Annotated in this window: 25 protein-coding genes and 1 tRNA gene; 4 read left to right on the forward strand and 22 right to left on the reverse strand. The window is 46.4% G+C overall.

Annotated elements, in window-relative coordinates; genetic code table 11:
- Positions 1-11 precede the first annotated feature (11 nt).
- From ACR3I3_RS11335 to ACR3I3_RS11440, 22 genes are all read right to left on the reverse strand, one after another.
- Complete coding sequence (locus ACR3I3_RS11335; protein WP_440952356.1) at positions 12-1,316, reverse strand: phenylacetate--CoA ligase family protein; 1,305 nt, start codon at positions 1,314-1,316, stop codon at positions 12-14.
- A gap of 49 nt (positions 1,317-1,365) precedes the next feature.
- Entirely contained in the window at positions 1,366-2,331 is a 966-nt protein-coding gene (locus ACR3I3_RS11340; RefSeq protein WP_440952357.1) for a DHH family phosphoesterase, read from the reverse strand.
- Positions 2,332-2,413: 82 nt separating this feature from the next.
- Positions 2,414-2,767: a prefoldin subunit beta gene (locus tag ACR3I3_RS11345; protein WP_440952358.1), complete on the reverse strand. Its 354-nt coding sequence runs from the start codon at positions 2,765-2,767 to the stop codon at positions 2,414-2,416.
- A gap of 84 nt (positions 2,768-2,851) precedes the next feature.
- On the reverse strand, positions 2,852-3,106 hold the full coding sequence (locus ACR3I3_RS11350; RefSeq protein WP_440952359.1) for a KEOPS complex subunit Pcc1: 255 nt from the start codon (positions 3,104-3,106) through the stop codon (positions 2,852-2,854).
- Positions 3,103-3,570 carry an rRNA maturation protein gene (locus tag ACR3I3_RS11355; protein ID WP_440952360.1) on the reverse strand — a complete coding sequence of 156 codons (468 nt, stop codon included), beginning with the start codon at positions 3,568-3,570 and terminating at the stop codon, positions 3,103-3,105. The genes ACR3I3_RS11350 and ACR3I3_RS11355 overlap by 4 nt, the downstream gene beginning before the upstream one ends.
- Positions 3,571-3,576: 6 nt before the next feature.
- Positions 3,577-3,717: a DNA-directed RNA polymerase subunit P gene (locus ACR3I3_RS11360; protein ID WP_081955744.1), complete on the reverse strand. Its 141-nt coding sequence runs from the start codon at positions 3,715-3,717 to the stop codon at positions 3,577-3,579.
- Positions 3,718-3,721: 4 nt separating this feature from the next.
- Entirely contained in the window at positions 3,722-4,009 is a 288-nt protein-coding gene (locus ACR3I3_RS11365) for a 50S ribosomal protein L37ae (protein WP_048204984.1), read from the reverse strand.
- A gap of 92 nt (positions 4,010-4,101) precedes the next feature.
- Complete coding sequence (gene rrp42, locus ACR3I3_RS11370; RefSeq protein WP_440952361.1) at positions 4,102-4,884, reverse strand: exosome complex protein Rrp42; 783 nt, start codon at positions 4,882-4,884, stop codon at positions 4,102-4,104.
- Positions 4,881-5,954 carry an exosome complex exonuclease Rrp41 gene (gene rrp41 / locus ACR3I3_RS11375; protein WP_440952362.1) on the reverse strand — a complete coding sequence of 358 codons (1,074 nt, stop codon included), beginning with the start codon at positions 5,952-5,954 and terminating at the stop codon, positions 4,881-4,883. The genes rrp42 and rrp41 overlap by 4 nt, the downstream gene beginning before the upstream one ends.
- A gap of 50 nt (positions 5,955-6,004) precedes the next feature.
- Positions 6,005-6,793 carry an exosome complex RNA-binding protein Rrp4 gene (gene rrp4 / locus ACR3I3_RS11380; RefSeq protein WP_440952363.1) on the reverse strand — a complete coding sequence of 263 codons (789 nt, stop codon included), beginning with the start codon at positions 6,791-6,793 and terminating at the stop codon, positions 6,005-6,007.
- Positions 6,794-6,804: 11 nt separating this feature from the next.
- Positions 6,805-7,497 carry a ribosome assembly factor SBDS gene (locus tag ACR3I3_RS11385; RefSeq protein WP_440952364.1) on the reverse strand — a complete coding sequence of 231 codons (693 nt, stop codon included), beginning with the start codon at positions 7,495-7,497 and terminating at the stop codon, positions 6,805-6,807.
- A 41-nt stretch (positions 7,498-7,538) separates the two neighbouring features.
- Positions 7,539-8,324, reverse strand: a complete 786-nt coding sequence (gene psmA / locus ACR3I3_RS11390) for an archaeal proteasome endopeptidase complex subunit alpha (RefSeq protein ID WP_440952365.1) — start codon at positions 8,322-8,324, stop codon at positions 7,539-7,541.
- Positions 8,325-8,438: 114 nt separating this feature from the next.
- Positions 8,439-8,801, reverse strand: a complete 363-nt coding sequence (locus ACR3I3_RS11395; RefSeq protein WP_440952366.1) for an Rpp14/Pop5 family protein — start codon at positions 8,799-8,801, stop codon at positions 8,439-8,441.
- Positions 8,798-9,529 carry a ribonuclease P protein component 3 gene (gene rnp3, locus ACR3I3_RS11400; protein ID WP_440952367.1) on the reverse strand — a complete coding sequence of 244 codons (732 nt, stop codon included), beginning with the start codon at positions 9,527-9,529 and terminating at the stop codon, positions 8,798-8,800. Before rnp3 ends, ACR3I3_RS11395 begins: the two co-directional genes overlap by 4 nt.
- Positions 9,522-9,977 (reverse strand): RNA-binding protein, encoded by a 456-nt coding sequence (locus ACR3I3_RS11405; RefSeq protein WP_440952368.1) that lies wholly within the window; start codon positions 9,975-9,977, stop codon positions 9,522-9,524. Before ACR3I3_RS11405 ends, rnp3 begins: the two co-directional genes overlap by 8 nt.
- Positions 9,974-10,567, reverse strand: a complete 594-nt coding sequence (locus ACR3I3_RS11410) for a 50S ribosomal protein L15e (protein WP_440952369.1) — start codon at positions 10,565-10,567, stop codon at positions 9,974-9,976. The genes ACR3I3_RS11405 and ACR3I3_RS11410 overlap by 4 nt, the downstream gene beginning before the upstream one ends.
- Positions 10,568-10,761: 194 nt before the next feature.
- A tRNA-Trp gene (locus ACR3I3_RS11415) sits at positions 10,762-10,959 on the reverse strand.
- 118 nt (positions 10,960-11,077) lie between these two features.
- The gene (gene cobT, locus ACR3I3_RS11420; protein WP_440952370.1) at positions 11,078-12,124 is read right to left on the reverse strand and encodes a nicotinate mononucleotide-dependent phosphoribosyltransferase CobT; all 1,047 of its coding nucleotides are present in this window, start codon (positions 12,122-12,124) and stop codon (positions 11,078-11,080) included.
- A gap of 24 nt (positions 12,125-12,148) precedes the next feature.
- Complete coding sequence (gene proS / locus ACR3I3_RS11425; RefSeq protein WP_440952371.1) at positions 12,149-13,585, reverse strand: proline--tRNA ligase; 1,437 nt, start codon at positions 13,583-13,585, stop codon at positions 12,149-12,151.
- A gap of 70 nt (positions 13,586-13,655) precedes the next feature.
- Positions 13,656-14,321, reverse strand: coding sequence for a ZPR1 zinc finger domain-containing protein (locus ACR3I3_RS11430; RefSeq protein ID WP_440952372.1), 666 nt, complete (start codon positions 14,319-14,321; stop codon positions 13,656-13,658).
- Complete coding sequence (locus ACR3I3_RS11435) at positions 14,318-14,698, reverse strand: cell division protein SepF (protein ID WP_440952373.1); 381 nt, start codon at positions 14,696-14,698, stop codon at positions 14,318-14,320. Before ACR3I3_RS11435 ends, ACR3I3_RS11430 begins: the two co-directional genes overlap by 4 nt.
- A gap of 186 nt (positions 14,699-14,884) precedes the next feature.
- Entirely contained in the window at positions 14,885-15,373 is a 489-nt protein-coding gene (locus ACR3I3_RS11440; RefSeq protein WP_440952374.1) for an RNA-binding protein, read from the reverse strand.
- A gap of 778 nt (positions 15,374-16,151) precedes the next feature.
- Between ACR3I3_RS11440 and ACR3I3_RS11445 the strand changes: the two genes are divergently transcribed.
- From ACR3I3_RS11445 to ACR3I3_RS11460, 4 genes are all read left to right on the forward strand, one after another.
- Positions 16,152-17,201, forward strand: a complete 1,050-nt coding sequence (locus ACR3I3_RS11445; RefSeq protein WP_440952375.1) for a KamA family radical SAM protein — start codon at positions 16,152-16,154, stop codon at positions 17,199-17,201.
- Positions 17,202-17,522: 321 nt separating this feature from the next.
- Complete coding sequence (gene ileS, locus ACR3I3_RS11450; protein WP_440952376.1) at positions 17,523-20,699, forward strand: isoleucine--tRNA ligase; 3,177 nt, start codon at positions 17,523-17,525, stop codon at positions 20,697-20,699.
- A gap of 14 nt (positions 20,700-20,713) precedes the next feature.
- Positions 20,714-21,337, forward strand: coding sequence for a 6-hydroxymethylpterin diphosphokinase MptE-like protein (locus tag ACR3I3_RS11455; RefSeq protein ID WP_440952377.1), 624 nt, complete (start codon positions 20,714-20,716; stop codon positions 21,335-21,337).
- Positions 21,338-21,563: 226 nt separating this feature from the next.
- A complete protein-coding gene (locus tag ACR3I3_RS11460) occupies positions 21,564-22,691 on the forward strand; it encodes a DUF373 family protein (RefSeq protein WP_440952378.1) in 1,128 nt (375 codons plus the stop codon).
- The last annotated feature ends 10 nt before the right edge of the window (positions 22,692-22,701 follow it).

A 22,701-nucleotide genomic window follows, 5' to 3' on the forward strand; every position in this document is an offset into this window, starting at 1 on the left:
CTTCTAATGTATTATATCTTTCTGTTATCGATCACTTTCTTTGCCTTGCCCATTGAACGTGGCAGTGAGCCGTGTTCAACAAGCTCGACCTTGACAGCAAGATTCAGTACGCTCTTAAGGGCTGCACCAACCTTCTTCTCAAGTTCCATGAGATCATTGATCTTGTCACTGAAAGCAGCCTCGTTCATTTCGATCTGGACCTTCATGACATCCAGCTCGTTGATCCTGTCAACAATGATCATGAAGTGCTCACCTACCTCAGGGATCTTCATAAGGACCGATTCCACCTGTCCCGGGAAGACATTGATCCCACGAACGATAAGCATATCATCAGCACGTCCGAGCACACGCATGATGCGTGGGTGTGTACGTCCGCACTCACACTGCTCCCAGTTAAGTACGGTGATATCACCGATCCTGTACCTGATGAGCGGCAATGCTTCTTTGACCAGTGTTGTGATCACAAGTTCTCCACGCTCCCCATTTGCAACGGGTTCACCGGTCTCGGGGTTGATGACCTCTACAAGGAACTGGTCTGCCCATATGTGGATACCGTTCTGGTACTGGCATTCCGTAAAAAGAGGGCCGCTAAGTTCGGATGTTCCGAAGATGTCGTATGCTTTGATACCTGTGGACTCCTCTATCCTCTGACGCATCTCCTCTGACCATGGTTCAGCACCAAGTACACCAACACGAAGCTTTGTGTCTTCCTGGAAGCTTATTCCGAGCTCCCTTGCTGCCTCGATCATGAACAAAAGATAGGAAGGAGTACATGCGATCGCAGTAGTACCAAGATCCTGCATGAGCTCGATCTGCCTTTCAGTATTACCCGAACTTGTGGGGAGAACCGTACAGCCTGCTTCCTCGGCACCATAGTGCATACCAAGACCACCTGTGAAAAGGCCGTATCCATATCCGATCTGCATGACATCATCCCTGCCTACACCGATGGATGTCAATGCACGTGCAAGGGAAGTTGACCATGCTTTGATGTCATTGTCGGTATAACCGACAACCGTAGGCTTACCGGTGGTTCCGGATGAAACGTGGAATCGTACAAGCTTGTTGTTCGGTACACAGAACATACCTGTAGGATAGGTGTCCCTAAGGTCCTGCTTGAATGTGAACGGAAGCTTTGTAACATCATCCAGTGTCTTTATGTCCTCAGGCTTTACGCCCGCATCATCGAACCTCTTCCTGTAAAAAGGAGAATGCTCATAGACATATTTCACGAGCTGACATAATTTCTGCTCCTGTACTTTTTTTAACTCATCGACAGGCATTCTCTCGATCTGTGGATTCCAGTATTCTATCATAGTATCACACTATTGTTGATTAATATTGATGATGGTTTTTCATAACCATTTATAAACTCAACGGGTTTTCCTTTCCCTGCAATATTTGTTTTACAGACTCGACGCACTCAAAGAGAACAGTGTCCATATCTGCAACGACATCAATTCCTGCAGCACCGGCATGACCGCCACCGGTACCCTCATAGTTATTACTGATCTCCTCCATGATCCTGCCAAGGTTAACACCTGCATTCACAGCATCACGTTTTGCACGACCGCTGACCCTTATGCTATCGCCCCTGGCAGTTCCGACAAAAGCAACATCCCCGCCAATGTTGATCAGCATGGAAGATGCAGAGCCTCCAAAGGAGCTCACATTGGATGTTACAACAAGCCAGTCACCAACACGCTCAATTTTTGCACGTGAAGCAGACTTTAGCATCGCGATCCTCATTGAAACGTCCTGAGGAGTGGATGCCATAAGGTCAAGGACTTCTGCATACTCCACACCACTTGACTCGATGATCTCGCCAAAGGTCTTGAAGGTCTTGCTTGTGGCATGCTTGAAATGACCGGTATCCGTAACTATCCCTGCCATTAGCCCAAGTGCCATCCTGTGCATGATGGGAGCACCCATGCAGTTGAGGACATCATAAACGATCTCTGCCACAGACGTTGCATTGCGGTGAAGATAAAAAGAAGCATTTTCTGTAAGTGCGGTAGTTGCATGATGGTCTATCACACAATAATTAGAAAGTTCTATATCATTAAGCTGTGCGCTGGTAGATGTATCTACTACGACTACCAGATCATAATCATTCGGATCCGGGCCTTCTACTACATCGATCTCCAGTTTATCTACAAGAAGGGATGCAACCCTGTTACACCCATCAACTAGACCAACGGTCCCCCCTATTGCCTCAGAGAGCGCAAATGCACTACTTATGGCATCAGGATCGGCATTACGATGGCATAGATATAAGATATTGTGATAATCCAGAAGTCGATTGTAAAAGCCAGCTTCATCAACCTGCATTGCTACCTCTCATCCTTTCACGAGAGCATGATCCACAGGGACACGGGCTCACGTAAAAAGATAATCGGCGGGTTTACAAGGATTACTGTCCCTGTGTACCCATTGACTGCTGAAGTTGTTCCTGAAGCTGGGTAAAACGCTTTGAGATGCGCTCTTCCTGACGGGAGATGGACTGAAGCCTCAATGAAAGTGTCTCAAGCCTCTCATTCAACTTTGCCATGGTATCTTCCTTGTTGGACTGGATCTGGAGATCTCCTACAGCCCTGTAAACAACAGCATCATCTGAAAGTTTCTCAAGCTCCTCAAGCGCCATTTCGATCTCTTTCTGCATGGAAGACATCTGATTCTTCTGCATTGCAAGAGACTGCGCCTGCTGCTGAACCTGCTGCAACTGCGCAAGCTGGTTCTGTACTTGTGGGGGTATTTCTGAACTCATTTTGGTTTCACCTGACCACAGAATAAACCTGAAATGATTTTAATGTTTCTATCAGCAGGAAACTAAAACAGAAAGCAGGGCATCTCATACGTCTTTACGGGCAACCCTGGCAACCTCACATACATCATGAGCGATCTGCACAAGACGAAGCCATGTGTTCAGTGTGGAACGCATGGAGATCATGTCATCGGAGCTGATCGTCATCACAAGAGAAGATACCCTGACCTCCACATCCACAGAAGACCTGTCGGTCACAGTACATTCCAGTTCCGGCAGAATAGCCCTGTAAACGGCTTCCGGATCATCCATCAGTATCACTGATTCAGACAGTAATTTCAATCAGCTGCCTCCGCTACCCTGTAGCTCTTAATGTTAAATCTGAAAAGCAACCTTCCGGAATAGAAGAACTCCATACGGTCGTCTTCAACTCTGATACATTTGGATATGCCATCACAATCACCCTGATAGATATCAAAGTAATGTGCAATGAGTTCACCCAATTCAGAATCACCCGCCAGGACAGGTTCAACGGATTTGAGATTGGTAAACTTATAGTCTTCAGGGTAGAACATGCTCAGACGAATGGACAAAAGTTCTTCCCCATCCTCGCCATAGAAAATGAAACTGCCCGGACTACCATGATAATCACCAACAACAACTACATGAGGGTCGTCGGAATGTGACATAATGTCAGCAAGACCCATTTTCCCCCGGGTCAGATATTTACAATTAAAAAAAGTTGCCAAATACTTGCACAACGTGCGAGTATTGACAGAAGGTTTGCGAGAAGAAGTGATTAGCATAACTTCTTACTCGGCTTTTACTGTTTTGATCGATGCCTGTGGCCTTTCCTTTACAAGTATCCTGTGTCCGCAGTAAGGACAGCGGATACCTGTATATTCATAGTCGATCTCGACCGGGCGCTTGCATCGGGTACACTTATAGTCCATATGATTACTCTACCTGTTCAGTGGCTTTCTTAACAGACCTCATTACAGTACTACCTACTGTAGTAGTTGGAAGGTATGTGCCACCTGCAAAGGTATATCCACATTTTTTACATTTCCAGATGCCAGTCCCAACTCTCTTAACAGTCAGGCGTGCACAGTTTGCACACTTGTGTGGCATGTGCATCTTTTCTTCAAGATCCGCAACCAACTTACGGTCTCTTCTACCATAGCGTGTACCGAATCTTCCTGCAGATCGGGACACACGTCCTTTCCTTGAGTATTTTTTTGCCATTATAATCGTCTCCTTGATAGGGATTCCTTATTAATCGGGTTATAATGATCGAATTAATCGTTATGAGCTGCTACGATGAACATCGATCGAACTTATATGTTGAGGAGGTGCTCCTCCCTTATCTTAGCGCCTATTTCACATGATTTTTCAACAGCTTTCAGGAATTTCTCTTCTGAAAGCAAGCCTGCACCACTCTTCTGCATTGCGCAGATAGAACCGTCCTGATTTGAAACGATGGTGATCTTTGTATCACAGATAGACTCTTCGTTGTTGCTTGCATCAATGAAGTACTCACCTCCGACGTTGACAAAGGTAAGTGATACAGGCATCTCACGAATAGGCATCTTCATATCTTCGCCACGGCCTTCACGTTCTGCCGGAACCGTTGCAGTCATAAGCGCTGCAATTGCACCAAGTGATGCTGCATCGAGCAGGTTTCCACTGTCATTAAGGACATGGACATCTATAAAGACCATCCAGACCTCTTCTCCTTCCGTAATACACAACTTGTTTAAATCAATTGCGCCTGATTCACGAATTCCGCGGTCCACCACACGTGCCATTTCAATAGCATTCTCCCTTGGAGGACCTGCTTCAAAGTCCGGTGAAGCGATCGGGTTCAATTCCATGCTGGTAATGATAACACCCTGGTCAGCAGAATCCGGGAAAGGTGTGCCTACCTGAAGCTTTACACCCACAAGTACCTGAGTTTCACCAAAATAGACCCTTGCAGAACCCTCTGCCTTGTCTATAACATTGGTCTCAAGCCTTATGTCACGCATTTCATCGAATGCACGACCATCTTCACGCTGACCCTTGAGAGCCAGATTGAATATATAATCTTTTTTAAGTCTGGACATCGCTTCATTGCTCATAATTTCTCACCTTCTTCCTCAGGCACTGAAGCACTTTCATCATCTGCTGTTTCTTCAGCGTATTCTTCGTCGGCTGCCTCATCCTCTTCTTCGTCCTCATCCTCGGTCACTTCAAATTCAGTGACGTCCTCTTCGAACATAGCTTCAGCCTCTTCTTCGCCCTCATCCTCGGTCACTTCAAATTCAGTGACGTCCTCTTCGAACATAGCTTCAGCCTCTTCTGTATCCTCTTCGTCTTCAAGATCATCGACGTCTTCCACAGTTTCCTCTTCTTCAACTGTTTCAGGAATACCTTCCTCTTCTTCCAAAGCGAGCTCAGCCTGAAGTTCAGCATCTTCCAGGATCTCTTCCTCTTCAACGGTACCGAACTTTGACATCAGAGCAGCTTTCTGTATCTCAAAGATCTGCTCACAGCCTTTCTTTACCATCTCGATACCTTTGTTGATCTCCTCAACGGTGAGATTTCCATCCATCTGCAACAGAGTTATTTCACCATCCTCTGTCATTGCGATAGGCAGATCGGCATCACCATAGTTGTCCTCAGGTTTGTTAAGGTCAAGCACAAGCTGACCATCCACCTTACCGACAGCACAGGCAGCCACCAGACCCTTCATAGGGATACCTGCATCCACCAGTGCAAGTGTTGCAGCATTGATAGCAGCCGTCCTTGTACCGGCATCTGCCTGAAGGACCTCTGCGAACACATCGATCACAGCAGATGGGTAATACTGCTTCATGACAACAGGCTCGAATGCTTCTCCGCTTACCTTGGATATCTCAGTACTTCTTCTGCTTGGGCCTGGCCTTATTCGGTCCTCTACAGAGAAAGCTGCCATGTTGTACCTGTACCTAACAAGGGCCTCACCCGGGCGCTGAAGCCTGCGTGGGTGGAGTTCCCTTGGACCATAGACAGCAGCAATGACCTTGTTATTACCCCATTCAAGATAACAGGAACCATCTGCCCTTGAGAGGACACCCATCTCAACGGTCATCGGGCGGATCTCATCGACACGCCTGCCATCAAGACGGATCCCGTTCTCATCAATAAATTTTTCCGGTTTATCACTCATATTCAATCTCCAATTTCATCTCTTTACTCCCATAATTCAGCAGGCCCGGCTCATGCCTCATCTACATCCTCATCCAAAAGGGCATCGACCTTACGATAGGTTTCTTCTGAAACATTGTCCTCCTTTGCGGGCAGAGATGACCTTTCTTCCTCTATCAGCTCATCCGCATCCGACACAGAAACCTCTTCGGGTTCGTTTTTAAGGAACCTGCTCACTTTATCCGTTAAACCGGATATATGAGATTCACGTTCGATCATTTTGATCGCATCTGCCAGATGATCCATTTCACCTGCATTACCATTGATCCAGATACGACCGTTCTTTCCTACAAAAATATCACAGCCGGACTCCTTTTTAAGGATCGAGACCATGGAACCGCTGTGACCGATAACACGTGGCACCTTTGCAGGCATTACATCAATTATGCGGCCTTTTGTCAGCACTCTCGTACCAGGCTCACGCATGGTAAGCTCCACTTTCATGGACTTGCTGACATCCTTTACACGAACGATCACGCAATCCCCGATATTCATATACTTCCTCATTTCCGAGGAGTCAACACGTTTAGGGTATTCGGAAACATGAAGCAATCCGTCATAAGGAGAACCAGTTTCCAATATCCAATTCGAAGGTGTCACATCAATTACAGTACCGATTATGAAATCCTTACGTGAAGGAAGATACTTTCCTGAAAAAGGTACAACTGAAACTTTGTTCTTGACGTTTGCTATTCCGTAGAGCAAGGAATAGACCTTGCCGTCCTTTATGTATGTTCCCGCACCGGACATATTCTCCTCATCAGAGAGAAGTTGTCCGGGGATTACGATTTTTCGATCCATGAACTAGCCTCTTACAAAAGTTTGGTTTCAGCATCCCCTTTTGTCAGATGGTTAACAAGGCCGTAAAAGTCATTCTGCAATCCGGCAGGCATCTTTATAACAGCAACCCAGGATCCATCGTTATCCCACCTATCTTTGAGTATTGTACCGAACTTTGCGATCTCACCGTAGGATTTTCCAGCATAATCCACAGGAACCTTTACCTCGATCTCCACTTCCTCAAAGCGGATAGGTATGATAGGCCTGATAGCCTTCATTACGATGTTCACCTGTTCATCAACGCTCTTGAGGGGATCGACGTGGATCTTTGCCTCTTCCATTGCCTTCTCGATACGGGCAGGTGGATGAGGTGTCCTGGTCTGTGGATTAATGGCATTCTGTGCAATAATGGAGATGATCTGCTTCGTCTTCTCCTCAAGGATGTGCTGCCTCTGCTCTTTTGTCAGCTGGAGGTCACCGTGCTTGATAATATATGCTGCGATCTCGAACACATTTGTAGTGCCGAATGCACTGGACAGATCAGACTCAGCGACGTGGTATCCTTTGTTAGCATCCTCAAAGACAGATTCGACTGCGAGGACATCCTCAATCTTTACGTCGCTGCCTTTCTTGAACTCCAGTGCTCCGTCAGGATCTACAAGCACTTCATAGTTTACGCTGCCTTTCTTTACCCTTGCAACCAATGATTCATCAAGTGATACCATATTCTACTCCCTCCTATGTTACTAAGCAATGTAAAAATAAATCACTCTTCCTGCTGTTCTTCTGTTACTTCTTCGCCTTCTTCGCCTTCGGTGCTTTCCTTGTGTTCTTCAAGAATGCGTTCCACAAAGGATGCAACCTCATCTTCAGGGCATTTCCTGAACTTGCGATCTTCAAGGCTGACCATACCAACTTCAAGTGTGGATGCATCGAGTTTTACATCCGTTGCCCTGTAAAGTGCTTCCATTCCAAGCATGACAGCTTCATCCATGGACATATCCTCAACATACTTTTCCTCAAAGGTCTCCATGAATATGTTGCGACCTGCACCAATGGCAGTAGCCTTGTACTCAAGCAATGCACCGCTAGGATCACTCTCGAAAAGCCTTGGTCTGTTATCATCGACGCCTGCTATCAAAAGGGCAGTACCGTAAGGACGAACTCCGCCATACTGTGTGTATGTCTGCTTGTGATCGCAGATCTTCTTGGAGAGGACCTCTACACCTATAGGCTCATCGTATGTGACCATGTTAATCTGGGCTTCGACCCTTGCACGGTCTACAAGCGCACGTGCATCTGCAACAAGACCTGATGTTGCAACACCAATGTGCTCATCTATCTGGAAGATCTTCTCAATAGATTCTGCCTCTATAAGTCTGCTTGTGATCCTTTTATCAACCAGCAGAACCACACCATCTTTTGCTTTTATGCCAGCTGCCGTAGTTCCTCTCTTGACAGCCTCCCTTGCATATTCTACCTGGAAGAGCCTTCCATCAGGACTAAAAACAGTAATTGCTCTATCATAACCCATTTGTGGTGCCATTTGCATGATCTTTTATCTCCTACTATTTACTTTCATGATTCTAAAAAACGTATGAATAGAGTTTCTGTACATTCACTTTGTTCAATTATAACTTAATTAAATTATTCTATATATGGCTGTTCATGGTTTTTCTTCAGGACTATATACCGTACACCCTTCTAAATACTTTTTTGTTGCTCCATGAACAGTTCCCGAAATTCCCAGAACATGAACAATGACAGGTTTGCCATTGACAGAGGTTACCGAAGCGAGTACTGCACGAGTCATGTCAACCCTTTCCCGAACACAGCGGACAACGCCTTTGGAATCCTCAAAATCAAGTAATCTGATATCACATTCACTGGAACCCATATCACCAACAAGAGCACCTGCACATGAGAATATCTCGCGAAGGAGATCACTTCTTTCCAGGCCGTCCCCGCCTATAAGTTCAAAAGCAAAGTACCTCTTATTGGCACGCTGTGTAGGAGGCAGGATCTTCACTGAATCTCACCTTCGTTTACTGAAAGTTCATCTTCAAGGATCTCCACACCCTCACATATGAAATTACGGCCGCGGCGACTCCTGGATATGACCTCTGCAGGAGTCTCGCTCAATGCCATTACGGCTTCATCGTGGCTCATTCCGAAAAGAGTAGCCATTGCCATCATTTCCCGGGGGGCACGAAGCTCATAGCAAAATGATGCATTGCTCGTAAGCAGGAACGGGACATCATATTTCCTTGCGAGGATCAGGTTCTCCCGAAAATTGGAAAGAGCATGCACACGCTTCCCGCCACGTAATGTCAGCAGGGAAACTATGTCAAATGCAATAGCAACATTGTTGTCACTTGCGGATTTTGCAAGAACGTGGTTCAAACCACTTCCTTTGGGAGTAGCAGGATGTAAAAGAATATCAACGTTCGGATTTTCCACAGCTGCCCTATTTATGCCCTCATCGCCGCCATGAACTGCGAGGACATCCACTTTACTCCGGAATTTCCCAACAAGTCCGTGGAGCTTTGAAGAATTACCAGCCACAAGCTCAACCCCCCTAAAAACCTTGAAGTCTTCATCAGGGACTGTTTTAGCAACCGGCTCAGAATTGGAATGGTTGGTAACTGCCATACCGGTAAAACCCAGATGTTTTGCCATTGCAACCATTTCCTCCTGTGTACTTTTGCCATCAGGTGCACAGTGTACACACAGATCATAGAACACAGGGTCAGCCAAATAATTCCTCCACAATTATCCCGGCCTGCTGGCGGTCCTTTGGATAGGTCTCGATCTTCACTTTTACAATGATAGCATCCGATGAAGAAGACAAAAGGACCTTGCCACCATATGCTGCCTGTTTATCGAACCTCAGGTGGAACATCTGGTCCTCATCCAGCCTGTCAGGCATCTCACTCCTTAGCAGCTTAACATCCTCATCGGCCATGTTTCTGCGAACAAAGGTCGCAAAGGCCTTTGTATCAGGCTTTCTTTTGATAGTAGAACTAAAAAGGGTGATCGGATTGCCATAGTGACCTTCGATTTCAAGTGCCTCGACATACTCACCAGTATCAGTGCACTTACCCTTCTCAAATGAATTCAATAAAAAGAGGTCCAGAGCCTCTCGGACCCTGGACACGTCCTCAGTAGCATGTGCGCTTACGCGCACAGAGATATAGTGAATCACTTTCTGCTGCTGTTAATGTTTGATCTGATGCTTGGCCTGGTCTTTTCAGTACCCTTGCCGCGCTTCTTCATACCTCTGCCCTTGCGGCCTGCGCTGGTCTTACCGCGGAATGCCCTTCCGTGGTGAGTCTTGTCGCAGATCCAGTTGAGGTTCCTGTCGCTCTTGATCACAGGGTGGCTTGGATCAACAAGGATAACTTCATACCACTTCTGTTTACCGTCTTCAGCGACCCAGTAGGAGTTGAGTACTTCCATGTTAGGGTACTTCCTGCTTGCACGCTCTTCAGCGATCCTCTGAATGCTCTTTCCGACGGTGATCTTGTTCTTACCCATGTGCTGGGTACGCCTTCCACGAATGTAGCGTGATTTCCTCATGCTACCCCTGCGTACCTTTACACGTGCAACAACGATACCCTGCTTTGCCTTGTATCCAAGTGCTCGTGCACGGTCTATACGGGTTGGGCGCTCGATCCTTGTGACAGAGCCTTCCTTTCTCCAGTCCTGAAGTCTTTCCCATCTGAGCTCATGAACATATGAGTCCTTTGGGCTCTTCCATGCATCCCTTACATAGCTGTAGAATGATTTTGACAATTTTTTTCACCTTGTTTCATGTTAGTTTCACGGTTCAGCCAGAATTAATTAGGCCACACTCCTACGGGACTCTCATCCCGACAATGAAACATCGGTTAGTACATACAACATACCATTTAAAGCTTTGCATTATAATAAATACAAAAATAGGCAGAGCTATTTGAAATTAATATGAAAAAGGAAAAGAAAGGACGTGGGGTTGGTGAGATTCGAACTCACGATCGACGGGTCTCTCCGAACACTGCCATATGACAGTAAATGTTCTTAAAGAACACACATCAGTGCTCCAACGGCTCCTCACCGACCTACCCCGTCGGGTAGATCTCAGCAGACCCGTTGTTCATCATTTATCCGCTGGAGCCCGTCGCCATTCCTGGCTAGGCCACAACCCCGCAACCTTGCGATTGCACCCCTCAGATACATCTCATCAATAATATAGGTATCGGTAGAGAAGGGCAAATGATCGGGTTGAAATGTGCCTGAGCACATTCAAACCCTCAAAATGGTAAGTTATTCCTCGTCTATGAGGTCAGCAAGCTCGAGACAGATGTTCTCGATCTCTTCACGAATACTGTCAACTGACACACCAAGAAGACCTGCAAGATAAAGTGCACCGCCTGCACCAACGCCTTCCTTGACATATCCAAGCTCATACTGCCTCAGGCCCTTGTGTGAAGATCGTCCGAATCCAGGATCTACAGCATGCATATCTGCACCAAGTGCTTCAATGATCTCTGTGAAATTGGCACTTTCGTCCTCTGCAACATAACTGGTGGTCACTATCGAAACATTGCTGAGGTCAGTACCCATATGTTTCATGAAAGCATACACAGCTGCCATTTGAGTACCACCTGCAAGGATCACACGCTTACCTTTAAGAGCCTCCACAAGACCTGCAACTGCAGGCATCATAGGATCACCAAGGCAGGAGATCGCCCTCAGAGGATCGGATTGCAGGCTTCCAGGGATTATTCCGGATGCCTCCATTGCCTCACAGACAACTCTCTGCTTCAGGTCAACAGGGTTCTCGCAAGAACTGCTGCTCACGTGACCATCATATCCAAGCGCATTGAGAACGCCCATTGCAGTGGTAGTTCCGGCAGGAGTGCTTTCACCGATTACGAACATGTCGTGTTCATTGCATATCCTCTCACCCACTTTACGTGCATTTTCAATGATACCTTCAACATCATGAACAGCGATCTCCCTACGGATATCCTCACCAGGCTTTGCCTGAAGGTCCTCGAATGGGACCTTGGGAGCGATCTTTAAGCCTGAGTTCACGAAAAGATGAGGAACCTTTGACAGTTGCAGGGATGCACGAGTGATAAGACCAGGTGTCGGAGTGTTGTACGGAGGGGTCATCGGAAGCACAGGAGTGCTGATTATGCCACCTGTTTCCACAAGCTCTGCGTCACCTGTCGGAGTATAGTCAGTCAGTTTGGCAGTTTTCCCTGCTGCAGATATCTTTTCAATATAAGCAGTCTCCGTATTTGCCAGCACACAAATAAAAAGCGGCTTTTCTGGTTTCCTATCATTAGCTATCAGAGATCCCATTATCGATCATCCTCGTATTATCTATCAGTATGTCCTTGCAACGTAAACCCTTATGCTGGTATCCTTTCCACACACGGGGCACCTGTAATTTCCAGTATCATCCTGTTCGGTCGGGATCCCAAGAATACCCGCACCGACCTGCTCATCCATCTCAAGTCCGCATTTCTCTTCACCGCACCATGGAACATGTGCAATGCCTTTTGAGACATTCTCACGTACATCATCCAGTGTCTCACACTCGAAGATACGTGCTGCAAGACCTTCTTTTGCCTTCTCCAGAAGGGAGGACTGAATTACCTCGAACCTGCTGAGAACTTCTTCCTCAATGGATGCAAGCGGGACCTGTTCCTTATCACCGGTGTCGCGCCTTGCAAGCATCGCAGCTTCATTTTCAAGATCCCTCGGACCGATCTCGATCCTCAGAGGAACACCTTTCATCTCCCACTTGTAGTATTTGGAACCCGGACGTTTGTCACTGTCATCCACCGTCACCCTTATGCCTGCAGCCTCTAGCCTTTCCTTTACCTCATTGCATGCAGCCAGAACAGTCTCCGGCTTCTTGAAGAGGATAGGAATTATCACGACCTGCACAGGTGCGACCTCAGGTGGCATTATCAGGCCCTTGTCATCACCATGGATGGATATCAGGGCAGCAATGGATCTTTCAGAAACACCATAGCATGTCTGGTGGGCATATACCTGCTCACCTTCAGGGTCCTCGTACTTGATATCGAAGGTCTTTGCGAAATTATCACCAAGATGGTGGGCAGTACCGACCTGCAATGTCTTTCCGTCAGGCATCAGTGCATCCACAGCGATCGTGTAATCGGCACCAGGGAACTTGTCCCAATTAGGCCTCTTTGACGGAAGAACAGGGACTGCGAGCCTCCTGTAGAACTCGACATATAACCTGATGGCCTCATCGACCTGCGCAGCCGCATCATCCCATGTGGTATGTACGGTATGTGCCTCCTTGAAAGAAGTGATCTCACGCAGGCGTATCAACGGACGGGTGTGCTTTGTTTCATACCTGAAAGTATTGACGATCTGGTACAACTTAAGTGGAAGATCGGCATGTGAACGCACCCACAGACGATACATAGGGTAGATCGCAGTTTCACTGGTAGGACGAAGTGCCAGTTTCACATCAAGAGGAGTTGTGCCCCCGTTCAATACCCAATAGACCTCATCTTCGAAGCCTTTAATGTGTTCGGCCTCTTTCATGAACTCATTTTCAGGGATCAAAAGAGGGAACATCGTTTCCTGATGATCCTTATCAAGGAGTTCACGAATTATTCCATAGACATTCCTTCGAATGGAAAAACCAAAAGGATACCATACATATGAACCCTTCACAGGATAACGCACATCCATGATCTCTGCTACCTGCAGAAGGTCGTTATACCACTCACTGAAACTCTCTTTTGGAGGAAGCGCTGCTTCTTTTTCTTGTTCGGCCATAATGTCACCAATAAGATCAAAATAATTTAAATAGAATATTTAGATAGAACTGTATCAGCAAATACATGCATCATTTATAGTCATTTCCGATCGGCTGGACCTTCTCGGAAGAATCCATCTCAAGTTCGGAAGAATCAACGTCAAAGACTATCATACCGGTGTGAAGGTTAGAAGCCTCTTCATTAGAAAGGGTACGTGATATCGCTTTTTCAGAAATGATGGCACTGTTGCCCAGAGGATCCTCCATGATCACTTTCAGTGGAAGTTCACCCTGCATAGCCTTAGCAAGCAACTTCTGGAGCTCCAGACCACGTTCATATGCCTCAGGCTCTTCTTTTACCCATTCAGTAGCTGTTTCGACAACAGAAAGAACCCTTTGCAGAATTCCCTCAATATTTGTCACATATGAATCTGAAACCGAACCCGGCTCAACATCAATCCCCAGATCAGGAATACGGATAGTACCTGATGTGGAACGGATCACCCGAGCATTAAGATCTTCCAGTCCCTCCACCATTATCTCATACCTAATCGGGTCCTTCTGCGTCAGAATCATGGTATCAGTGAACCTGAAACCACAATTGCAGCAGGAAGTGGAAATATACATAACTTCCCCGAAATAGGGGATCTCGTCACTCTGCCACTTTATAATAAGGTCCTCATTACAGAGCGGGCAGGATGACCTGGTCTCAAATGAATTCCGGGACCCTTCCCCGGAATCGTTCTCTGTGATCAATACCTTCCACCAACTATCTTGGACCTGTCTATCTTTACGCCGGTTGGTGTGACAAGCACCTGGTCGTCCTTGATACCTGCAATATCACCATGCACATCAATTACAACGTCCTTGAGATCCTTGAGCGCCCTGTCAAGCATGAGCTTGTCGGCTTTGATGTTGGAGATATCAATCATGAGAATGTTGCCATCATAGACCTCTTTCTTAAGACTCGGAAGCTCATTGAGGTTTGTTAGTTCTGCTACTCTGATATAGGTCTCTGCAGGTTCGTCTGCCATCTCCTGCTCGAACTTGCCGAGGTCAAGCTCGGTATATTCGTCAGCATCTGTTGCACCCTTTGATCCGCTTCCAAATAATTTGTCCATGAAATTTGCCATAGTCCACACCTTTGTGTTAAAATTCAGTGAATAGATTTAGAATATACTATCAGTATTAAGGCTTTTAATATTTAAGCCATTAGCCATATAATGATTTTTCAGCCTAGCATCAATATTACTGATTATATCCTTCAGCCTCATCATATTTTAATTATGGCTTTACAGATACAAAACGTCACCAGTAGTTTATGCCTCCAGGTTCCACAGTTCATCTCCCACATAATGGATAGATTTTATTGCTTTTCCGGACTTGCCCACCATATCACTTGCCGGGACCAGTGCACGACCAATAGCAAGTGGCTTATCATGGGTTTCCTCTGCTACAACCACAAGGTCCCCTTCCTTTATATCTGGATCAGCAGCCACTATACCCGGACCCATGATATCCGCACCGTTGACAACGAACCTTACAGCCCCTGAATCAACGACAACTTTAGGATGATCAATACCAAACTCCAGGACACCTTTGACAGTAGGGAACATTTCATCCCCTTCCTCCGCCTGGAAGAACAGGACATCGTCGTCAACGATTATGATCTTGAACCAACTTGCAATAGCACTTTCCAGCTTTTTGTCGGCGATCCTGTCAATGACATCGCCATAAGAGGATACAAGGGAAGCCAGTAGTTTGTTCTTTACAGATTTTCGTAGTTGAACTCTGGATTTTATTTTCAACTTACCACCTTTGATAGGAAAATATTAGCTTGCACCATATTAAGCAGCATATACCCTTAAACGTTTCGCGCAGTTGCTATCGAAAAAGGATTTAGTGTGCAATAGGACAAATTTGCAAAACTAAAAAGAATTTCATTAAGCAGAACCCCGAACATCTGCAATAATTTTAATAAAACTGTAAATTTGACCATAGCTTATATCTAATAACCCCCCATAGAACTTGGTAATATCAGTCGAACGATCGCCGTACTGAAAACCGCTATACAAGATTTTAAAAAAGAAACCTTGCAATACAAGCGATCCATTGCAATTATAATGCTATAACCGGAACAAAAATTGACCTTATTCGATCTGCTATAGTTAAGCCGACATCAATCAGGCCCACAATAATAGAGAAGAAAAAGTACACCACGTTTGCTGTGGTCAAGTCGAATTCAAAGATCAATACTGGAAATACATGCTTAGAGATATACAAAAGAAAAAGTGACCGATCGTTCGGTCCTTCTAAAAAACGAACTATGGAGGTTCTAACATAATTGATGCTGAGAGAAAGAGGTATTCTGCATATACTCTTTCAAATTACAAGGATATTCCACAGATAAATGATCTGAACAAGGATCAACTGGACGAAATAGAGATTGCTGCACGTATACTCCCATTCCGCGTCAACAACTATGTAGTTGAGGAACTTATCAACTGGGATGACGTACCGAATGACCCCATATATACCCTGACCTTTCCCAACAGGCATATGCTGCTACCACATCACTACCAGAGGATGGAAACACTTTTAAGAAATGATGCTACGGAAGAAGAGATCCAGGAAGAGGTCCGGAAAATAAGAATGAGTATGAATCCGCATCCAGCAGGGCAACTTGAAAAGAATGTCCCGGAACATGAAGGGAAGGTCCTTAGCGGAATGCAGCACAAATATGATGAAACCATACTTTTTTTCCCTGCACAGGGACAGACCTGCCATGCATTCTGCACATTCTGCTTCAGATGGGCACAGTTCATCGGAATGGACGACCTGAAATTCTCCAGCAAGGATGTCGACCTTCTGATAGCATATCTTCAGGAACATCCGGAAGTAAGGGATGTGCTGTTCACAGGAGGAGACCCCATGACCATGAGCGCAGGTCTTCTCAAGAAATACATTGAGCCGATCCTTGAAGCGGACATCCGCAGCATTGAGAACATAAGGATAGGTACCAAATCATTAAGTTACTGGCCTTACCGCTTTGTATCTGACAAAGATAACGAGGATATACTATCCCTATTCAGCAATGTTACAGACCACCAGAAGAACATGGCGATAATGGCACATTTCAACCATCACAGGGAACTTACCACAGATGTCGTGAAAAAAGCGATACAGAACATCCGTGAAACAGGCACACAGATAAGAACACAGTCACCTCTGATAGCACACATAAATGATGATCCTGCAATATGGGAGCAGATGTGGAGAGAACAGGCCCGGCTGGGCTGCATCCCCTACTACATGTTCATGGTAAGGAACACCGGTGCGAAACATTATTTCGACGTACCAATGGCAAGAGCCTGGGAGATATTCCAGCAAGCATACCAGAACGTAAGCGGGCTTGCAAGAACCGTTCGCGGACCAAGCATGTCCACAGATCCCGGAAAGATCAAGATCCTCGGGGTGCAGGAAATAAAAGGAGAAAAGGTATTTATGCTTGAGTTCCTGCAGGGACGTGAGAGTAACTGGGTGCGCAGGCCATTCTTTGCAAAATATTCCCCCACAGCCTCATGGCTTACTGATCTGGAACCTGCTTTTGGTAAACAGAAATTCTTTTTTGAATAAAGGAAGGTAAACATTCTTCCTAAACTTATTTATTTATTTATTTATTTATTTATTTATTTATGAAAACATTTAATTGATGAATTCATTTTACTTAGATCGGCTAGATTATCAAGGTTATTTTCCTTTTCCGTTTCCTTCGGAGATCATTTTTACTACCATTTAAGTACTATCCACTGAAAATGTGCATAATTTGCGTGCACCTACATTTTATTTTAATTTGCATTGTGGCGATGTCATACAATAATATTTAAATTGGTTACTGCATTAGGATGGTATCTATAATATAGCCAAGAAACTGGACCCATCCGGGAGGTCACCAGCGTGATAAAAGAAGTTACTGATCAGTACAATGCTAAAGAGATCGAAGAGAAGGTTCAAGAGTTCTGGGAAGCGAACAATGCTTACAGAGCAGTGCGTGAACACAGGAAAGGCGCCAAGAAGTTCTTTTTTGTGGACGGACCACCATACACCACAGGTCACATCCACCTCGGTACCGCCTGGAACAAGATCATAAAGGACTCCATCCTGCGATACATGTCCATGAACGACCATGACATCCTTGACAGGGCAGGATGGGACATGCACGGACTCCCTATCGAAGTAAAGGTCGAGGGCGCACTTGGCTTTGAATCAAAGAAGGACATCGAGGCATATGGTGTCGGCAATTTCATTGAGAAATGTAAGGAGTTCGCACTTCGTCAGAAGGATGACATGACCAGCCAATTCCGCACACTTGGTGCATGGCTCGACTGGGAAGATCCTTACATGACACTCAAGGACGAATATATTGAGGCAGCATGGTGGACCCTGAAGCAGGCACATGAGAAGGACCTCCTTGATACCGGAAAGAGAGTTGTCAACTGGTGTCCCAGATGTGAAACCGCCATCGCTGACGCAGAGGTCGAGTATGAGGACCGTGATGACCCGTCAATTTACATCAAGTTCAAATTAAAGGATGAAGAGAATGCCTTCATCGTTATCTGGACCACAACCCCGTGGACCATCCCATCCAATATTGCTGTGGCAGTCCACCCGGAGTTCGAGTATGCAAGGGTGAAGGCATACAATGCCGATGGTGACAGCGAGACACTGATCATGGCAAATGAACTTGTGGAGAATGTCCTCAGGATAGGAAGGTACGCCGACTACGAGATCCTTGAAACCATGAGCGGAGAAGACCTCAAAGGTCTGGCCTATGAGCATCCGCTTGCCGACCTCGTGCCGGTACAGGCAGATATCGAACACAAGGTATACAATGCAGATTATGTTACAGCAGAGAACACCGGTTGTGTCCACATTGCTCCCGGACACGGTGTTGACGACTTCGAGGTCGGTGTAAAGAACGACCTGCCGATCTTCTGCCCGGTAGGCTCCAATGGTAGCTACACAGATGAAGCAGGAAAGTACGCCGGCATGAACATCCGTGATGCAAACCGTGTTGTCATGGACGATCTCCTCGAAAGAGGACTGCTCATCTCCGAGAAGACCATCAGCCACAGGTACGGTCACTGCTGGAGATGCAAGACACCTATCATCTACCTCGCTACCGAACAGTGGTTCCTTAAGATCGGCGAGCTCAAGGAATCCATGCTCGAAGAGATAAAGAAGGTCAACTGGACACCTGACTGGGCAGGTTCTGCCAGGTTCAGGGACTGGATCGAGGGTGCACGTGACTGGTGTATCTCCAGGCAGCGCTACTGGGGTATCCCAATACCTGTATGGAAATGTTCAAAGTGTGCAAAGATCGATGTGATCGGTACAAGGGAAGAGCTCGTGGAACGCTCCGGTGCGGATGCGGACATCGAACTTCACAGGCCTTATGTTGATGAGGTTACCATACCATGTGACTGCGGTGGCACCATGAAACGTGCGGAAGATGTCTTCGATGTATGGTTCGACTCCGCAGTGGCATCCTGGGCAACACTCAGGTTCCCGCACACCAAAGAGCAGTTCGATGAGTGGTGGCCTGCTGACTTTATCACAGAAGGACACGACCAGACCAGAGGATGGTTCTACTCACAGCTTGGTGCAAGTATGGTGGCATTTGGAAAAGCGCCTTACAAGAGCGTGCTCATGCACGGATTTACCCTTGACGGCAGCGGAAAGAAGATGTCAAAGAGTCTCGGTAATGTCGTACAGCCTGCAGAGGTCATCGACAAGTTCGGTGCTGACACCCTCAGGGCATACGTACTCTCCTCAAGTGCACCATGGGAAGACCTGAAGTTCAACTGGGACGAGATCGCAACAATGCACAGGACAAACAACATCCTGTGGAACGTTTACCGCTTCCCGTTGCCATACATGGCACTTGACAAGTTCAACCCGCAGGAGGTCACACTGGGATCCGTGAAGTCACACCTCAGGGAAGAGGACAAATGGATACTCTCACGCATGCAATCTGTCATCAGTGACGTGAACAAGGCCATGGAAGAAAGAGTTCTCCACAAGGCAATGCGTGCCATCAATGAGTTCGTACTTGAGGACCTTTCAAGATGGTACATCCAGCTTATCAGGCCAAGGACATGGGTCGAAGCAGATGATCCGGACAAACTGGCAGTTTACAGGGTCCTCTACGACGTGTTCGTGACAACTGCAAAGGTGATCGCACCGTTCATGCCACACCTCGCAGAAGAGATGTACCAGAACCTTGTCAGAAGTGTCGATGTGAATGCACCTGCAACCATCCACCTCTGCGACTGGCCAAAAGCAGATGATTCACTTGTGGACACCGACCTTGAAGCAGAAATGAAGGCTATCCGCTCCATTGTGGAAGCTTCATCCAATGCCCGCCAGAAGGTAGGACGTAAGCTCAGATGGCCGGTATCACGCATCATAATAACTCCGCAGAACGAGAACACTGTGGCTGCTGTGGACAGGCTGCGCTATGTGCTTATGGACCAGACCAATTCCAAGGATGTTGAGGTCACAGGCATCGGTGAAAGCTGGGAAGAGCTAGGAGTGGAATCTTCACCAAACCCCGGAGCTATCGGACCTGTATTCAAGGGAGATGCCGGCAAGGTGAACGCAGCCATTGGCTCAATGGATGCCATGGAACTCAAGAAGGGACTTGCTGGCGGCGAGATGGATATCTCACTTGCAGACGGAACTAATGTCACCATCACAGAAGCCATGGTCAACTTCAGCGAAACACTTCCGGAAGCTGTTGCCAGTGCTGACTTTGCAGGCGGTGTGGTCTTTGTGGATGCAAACCTTACACGCGAGATCGAATCCGAAGGATACTCAAGGGAAGTTATCCGCAGGATACAGGACATGCGCAAGGAACTTGACCTCGATGTCGATGATAACATCAAGGCACACATCCAGATCGATGATGAAAGGGTCCTTGATCTCGTACTGGACTTTGAGAACTACATAGCAAAAGAAGTCCGTGCAAACATTCTTGTGATGGGACTCGACGTTGAGGTCACCGGAGAACTTGTGAAGGACTGGAATGTCGAAGGCATTTCAATGCACATCGCCATCTCAAAGGCAAAATAAGATCAGGTGAAAATATGGATTTTGAAAAGTGGGAACCGGTTTACGAGAAGATCCTGGAGGACTTTGGATTTTCCAGGGAGGATGACGAGAACTCCGCCATCCTCCTATCCCATCTTTTGATCGGACCCAACACAGTCGAGCTTTCCGCACTTGAGGAGCTTATCAGCGGAAAGGATGTACTCGTATGCGGGAACGCTCCAAAACTGGAGATAGACCTGAAAGAGGTCAACGTGGAGGACTACACCATCATTGCAGCCGACGGTGCCACAGCACACCTTATCGATAATGGCATTCTGCCTCACATTATTGTCACAGACCTTGACGGCGATGTGGAAAAGGAGATAGAGGCAAATCAACAGGGTTCCATCATGGTGGTCCATGCACATGGCGACAACACTGAGAAGCTTCTAAAATATGTGCCACGACTAAACAGGATCATAGGTACCACACAGGCAGCACCTTTTTCGAACATCCATAACTTTGGCGGTTTTACGGACGGGGACAGATGTGTCTTCCTTGCCCACGAGTTCAATGCTGAAAGCATAACTCTTGTTGGTTTTGATTTCCATGACAGGAACGTGACACCAATGAAGGAAAAGAAGCTCAAGTGGGCTCAGAGGCTCTTAGGAGCTTTCTGAAGCGATTTCATTCACTTTTTTGAGTTGTCTTTTTTAAGAGGGAACTTTGATTTCCCGAAATGCAGACCAAAAGGGTCATAGAGCATCAATTCAAAAAGCAGTGTCACAGTATCTTTTATATTCTTTCAAGTGTAATACATCTATACATGTATCATTTCAGCATGCTGAAAGAGATATACTCTTATTGTTGAATTGTACGGAAGAATTGCAGTAAAATGAGGATCTAATGCAAACTCTAATCATATGCATCGACAGGGACAATGATCTTGGTGAAAAAGCAAATGTTACTACTCCGCTTATCGGACGTGAGGATAACATCAATGCAGCAGTGAAACTTGCAACTGCAGACCCGGAGGATTCTGACAGCAACACCATCTTTGGAGGTATCAATGTCCTTGATGAACTCCTGGCAAAAGGGATGGATGCCGAGATCATCACCTTTGCAGGTGATAAGAACGTGGGCATCATATCAGACCAGAAGATATCCGCCCAGCTTGATGCATTCATGAGCGAGCATGAGGCCACGAATGCAATATTCATTTCCGATGGGGCAGAAGATGAGACACTCCTGCCGATCGTCCAGTCCCGTATAAAGATCGACTCGGTAAAGCGTATCGTTGTAAAGCAAAGTGCAAACCTCGAGAGTACATACTACATACTCAAGCACGCACTGAACGACCCGAAGATCTCACAGACATTCTTTGTGCCTCTCGGACTTGCAGCAATGATCTATGCGATCTTCCTGCTTGCAAGATATCCTGAAGGTGCCATCATCGGCATATCCGCCGCTATCGGCCTGTACATGCTTTACAGGGGATTCAACCTTGACCAGCCGTTCGCTCTTTTAAGAGAAAGGATGAAAAATTCATATTACGAAGGGCAAATGACCTTTATTACCTACACAATAGCTGCGATCCTGGGAGTGATCGCAACAATGGTAGGGGCTGTGACCCTGTGGCAGTATTATATCACAGGCGGAAGCTGGTACTACGGAATGGTTACGCTCATTACAGTTTTTATTAACGTTACAATCTGGTGGTATGTTGTAGCAATCCTTTTTGCAGACCTGGGTAAGATGGTAGACAGCAAGCTAAGCAATACCTTCACAATAAAAGAAGTATCACCGGCCCTTTTTATAATCGCGATCGGATTGCTTTTCTGGGGTGCAAGTACCTACATACTCTCTGTCAGTGCCCTTGCAGATGAAGCATCCAGTGCTGAACTAAGCCTGCAGTACTTCGTTTACTCAGTAGTAGGTGCCATACTGATCGCACTTCTTGGGATCAAGATATCCATGACCGGCACACCATCCACGGAACTGGCAAAAAAAGGCAAGGATAAAGCTAAAAAGTAAACTGCCTTAT

The sequence above is a fragment of the Methanococcoides mangrovi genome (assembly GCF_052057775.1).
Classification (GTDB): Archaea; Halobacteriota; Methanosarcinia; order Methanosarcinales; family Methanosarcinaceae; genus Methanococcoides.

Coding starts and splice junctions, on each gene's coding strand:
- ACR3I3_RS11335 (WP_440952356.1), bottom strand. CDS start 1,316: ATGATAGAATACTGGAATCCACAGATCGAGAGAATGCCTGTCGATGAG.
- ACR3I3_RS11340 (WP_440952357.1), bottom strand. CDS start 2,331: ATGCAGGTTGATGAAGCTGGCTTTTACAATCGACTTCTGGATTATCAC.
- ACR3I3_RS11345 (WP_440952358.1), bottom strand. CDS start 2,767: ATGAGTTCAGAAATACCCCCACAAGTACAGAACCAGCTTGCGCAGTTG.
- ACR3I3_RS11355 (WP_440952360.1), bottom strand. CDS start 3,570: ATGCTAATCACTTCTTCTCGCAAACCTTCTGTCAATACTCGCACGTTG.
- ACR3I3_RS11360 (WP_081955744.1), bottom strand. CDS start 3,717: ATGGACTATAAGTGTACCCGATGCAAGCGCCCGGTCGAGATCGACTAT.
- ACR3I3_RS11365 (WP_048204984.1), bottom strand. CDS start 4,009: ATGGCAAAAAAATACTCAAGGAAAGGACGTGTGTCCCGATCTGCAGGA.
- rrp42 (WP_440952361.1), bottom strand. CDS start 4,884: ATGAGCAATGAAGCGATGTCCAGACTTAAAAAAGATTATATATTCAAT.
- rrp41 (WP_440952362.1), bottom strand. CDS start 5,954: ATGAGTGATAAACCGGAAAAATTTATTGATGAGAACGGGATCCGTCTT.
- rrp4 (WP_440952363.1), bottom strand. CDS start 6,793: ATGGATCGAAAAATCGTAATCCCCGGACAACTTCTCTCTGATGAGGAG.
- ACR3I3_RS11385 (WP_440952364.1), bottom strand. CDS start 7,497: ATGGTATCACTTGATGAATCATTGGTTGCAAGGGTAAAGAAAGGCAGC.
- psmA (WP_440952365.1), bottom strand. CDS start 8,324: ATGCAAATGGCACCACAAATGGGTTATGATAGAGCAATTACTGTTTTT.
- cobT (WP_440952370.1), bottom strand. CDS start 12,124: ATGGGATCTCTGATAGCTAATGATAGGAAACCAGAAAAGCCGCTTTTT.
- proS (WP_440952371.1), bottom strand. CDS start 13,585: ATGGCCGAACAAGAAAAAGAAGCAGCGCTTCCTCCAAAAGAGAGTTTC.
- ACR3I3_RS11435 (WP_440952373.1), bottom strand. CDS start 14,698: ATGGCAAATTTCATGGACAAATTATTTGGAAGCGGATCAAAGGGTGCA.
- ACR3I3_RS11445 (WP_440952375.1), top strand. CDS start 16,152: ATGGAAACACTTTTAAGAAATGATGCTACGGAAGAAGAGATCCAGGAA.
- ACR3I3_RS11455 (WP_440952377.1), top strand. CDS start 20,714: ATGGATTTTGAAAAGTGGGAACCGGTTTACGAGAAGATCCTGGAGGAC.
- ACR3I3_RS11460 (WP_440952378.1), top strand. CDS start 21,564: ATGCAAACTCTAATCATATGCATCGACAGGGACAATGATCTTGGTGAA.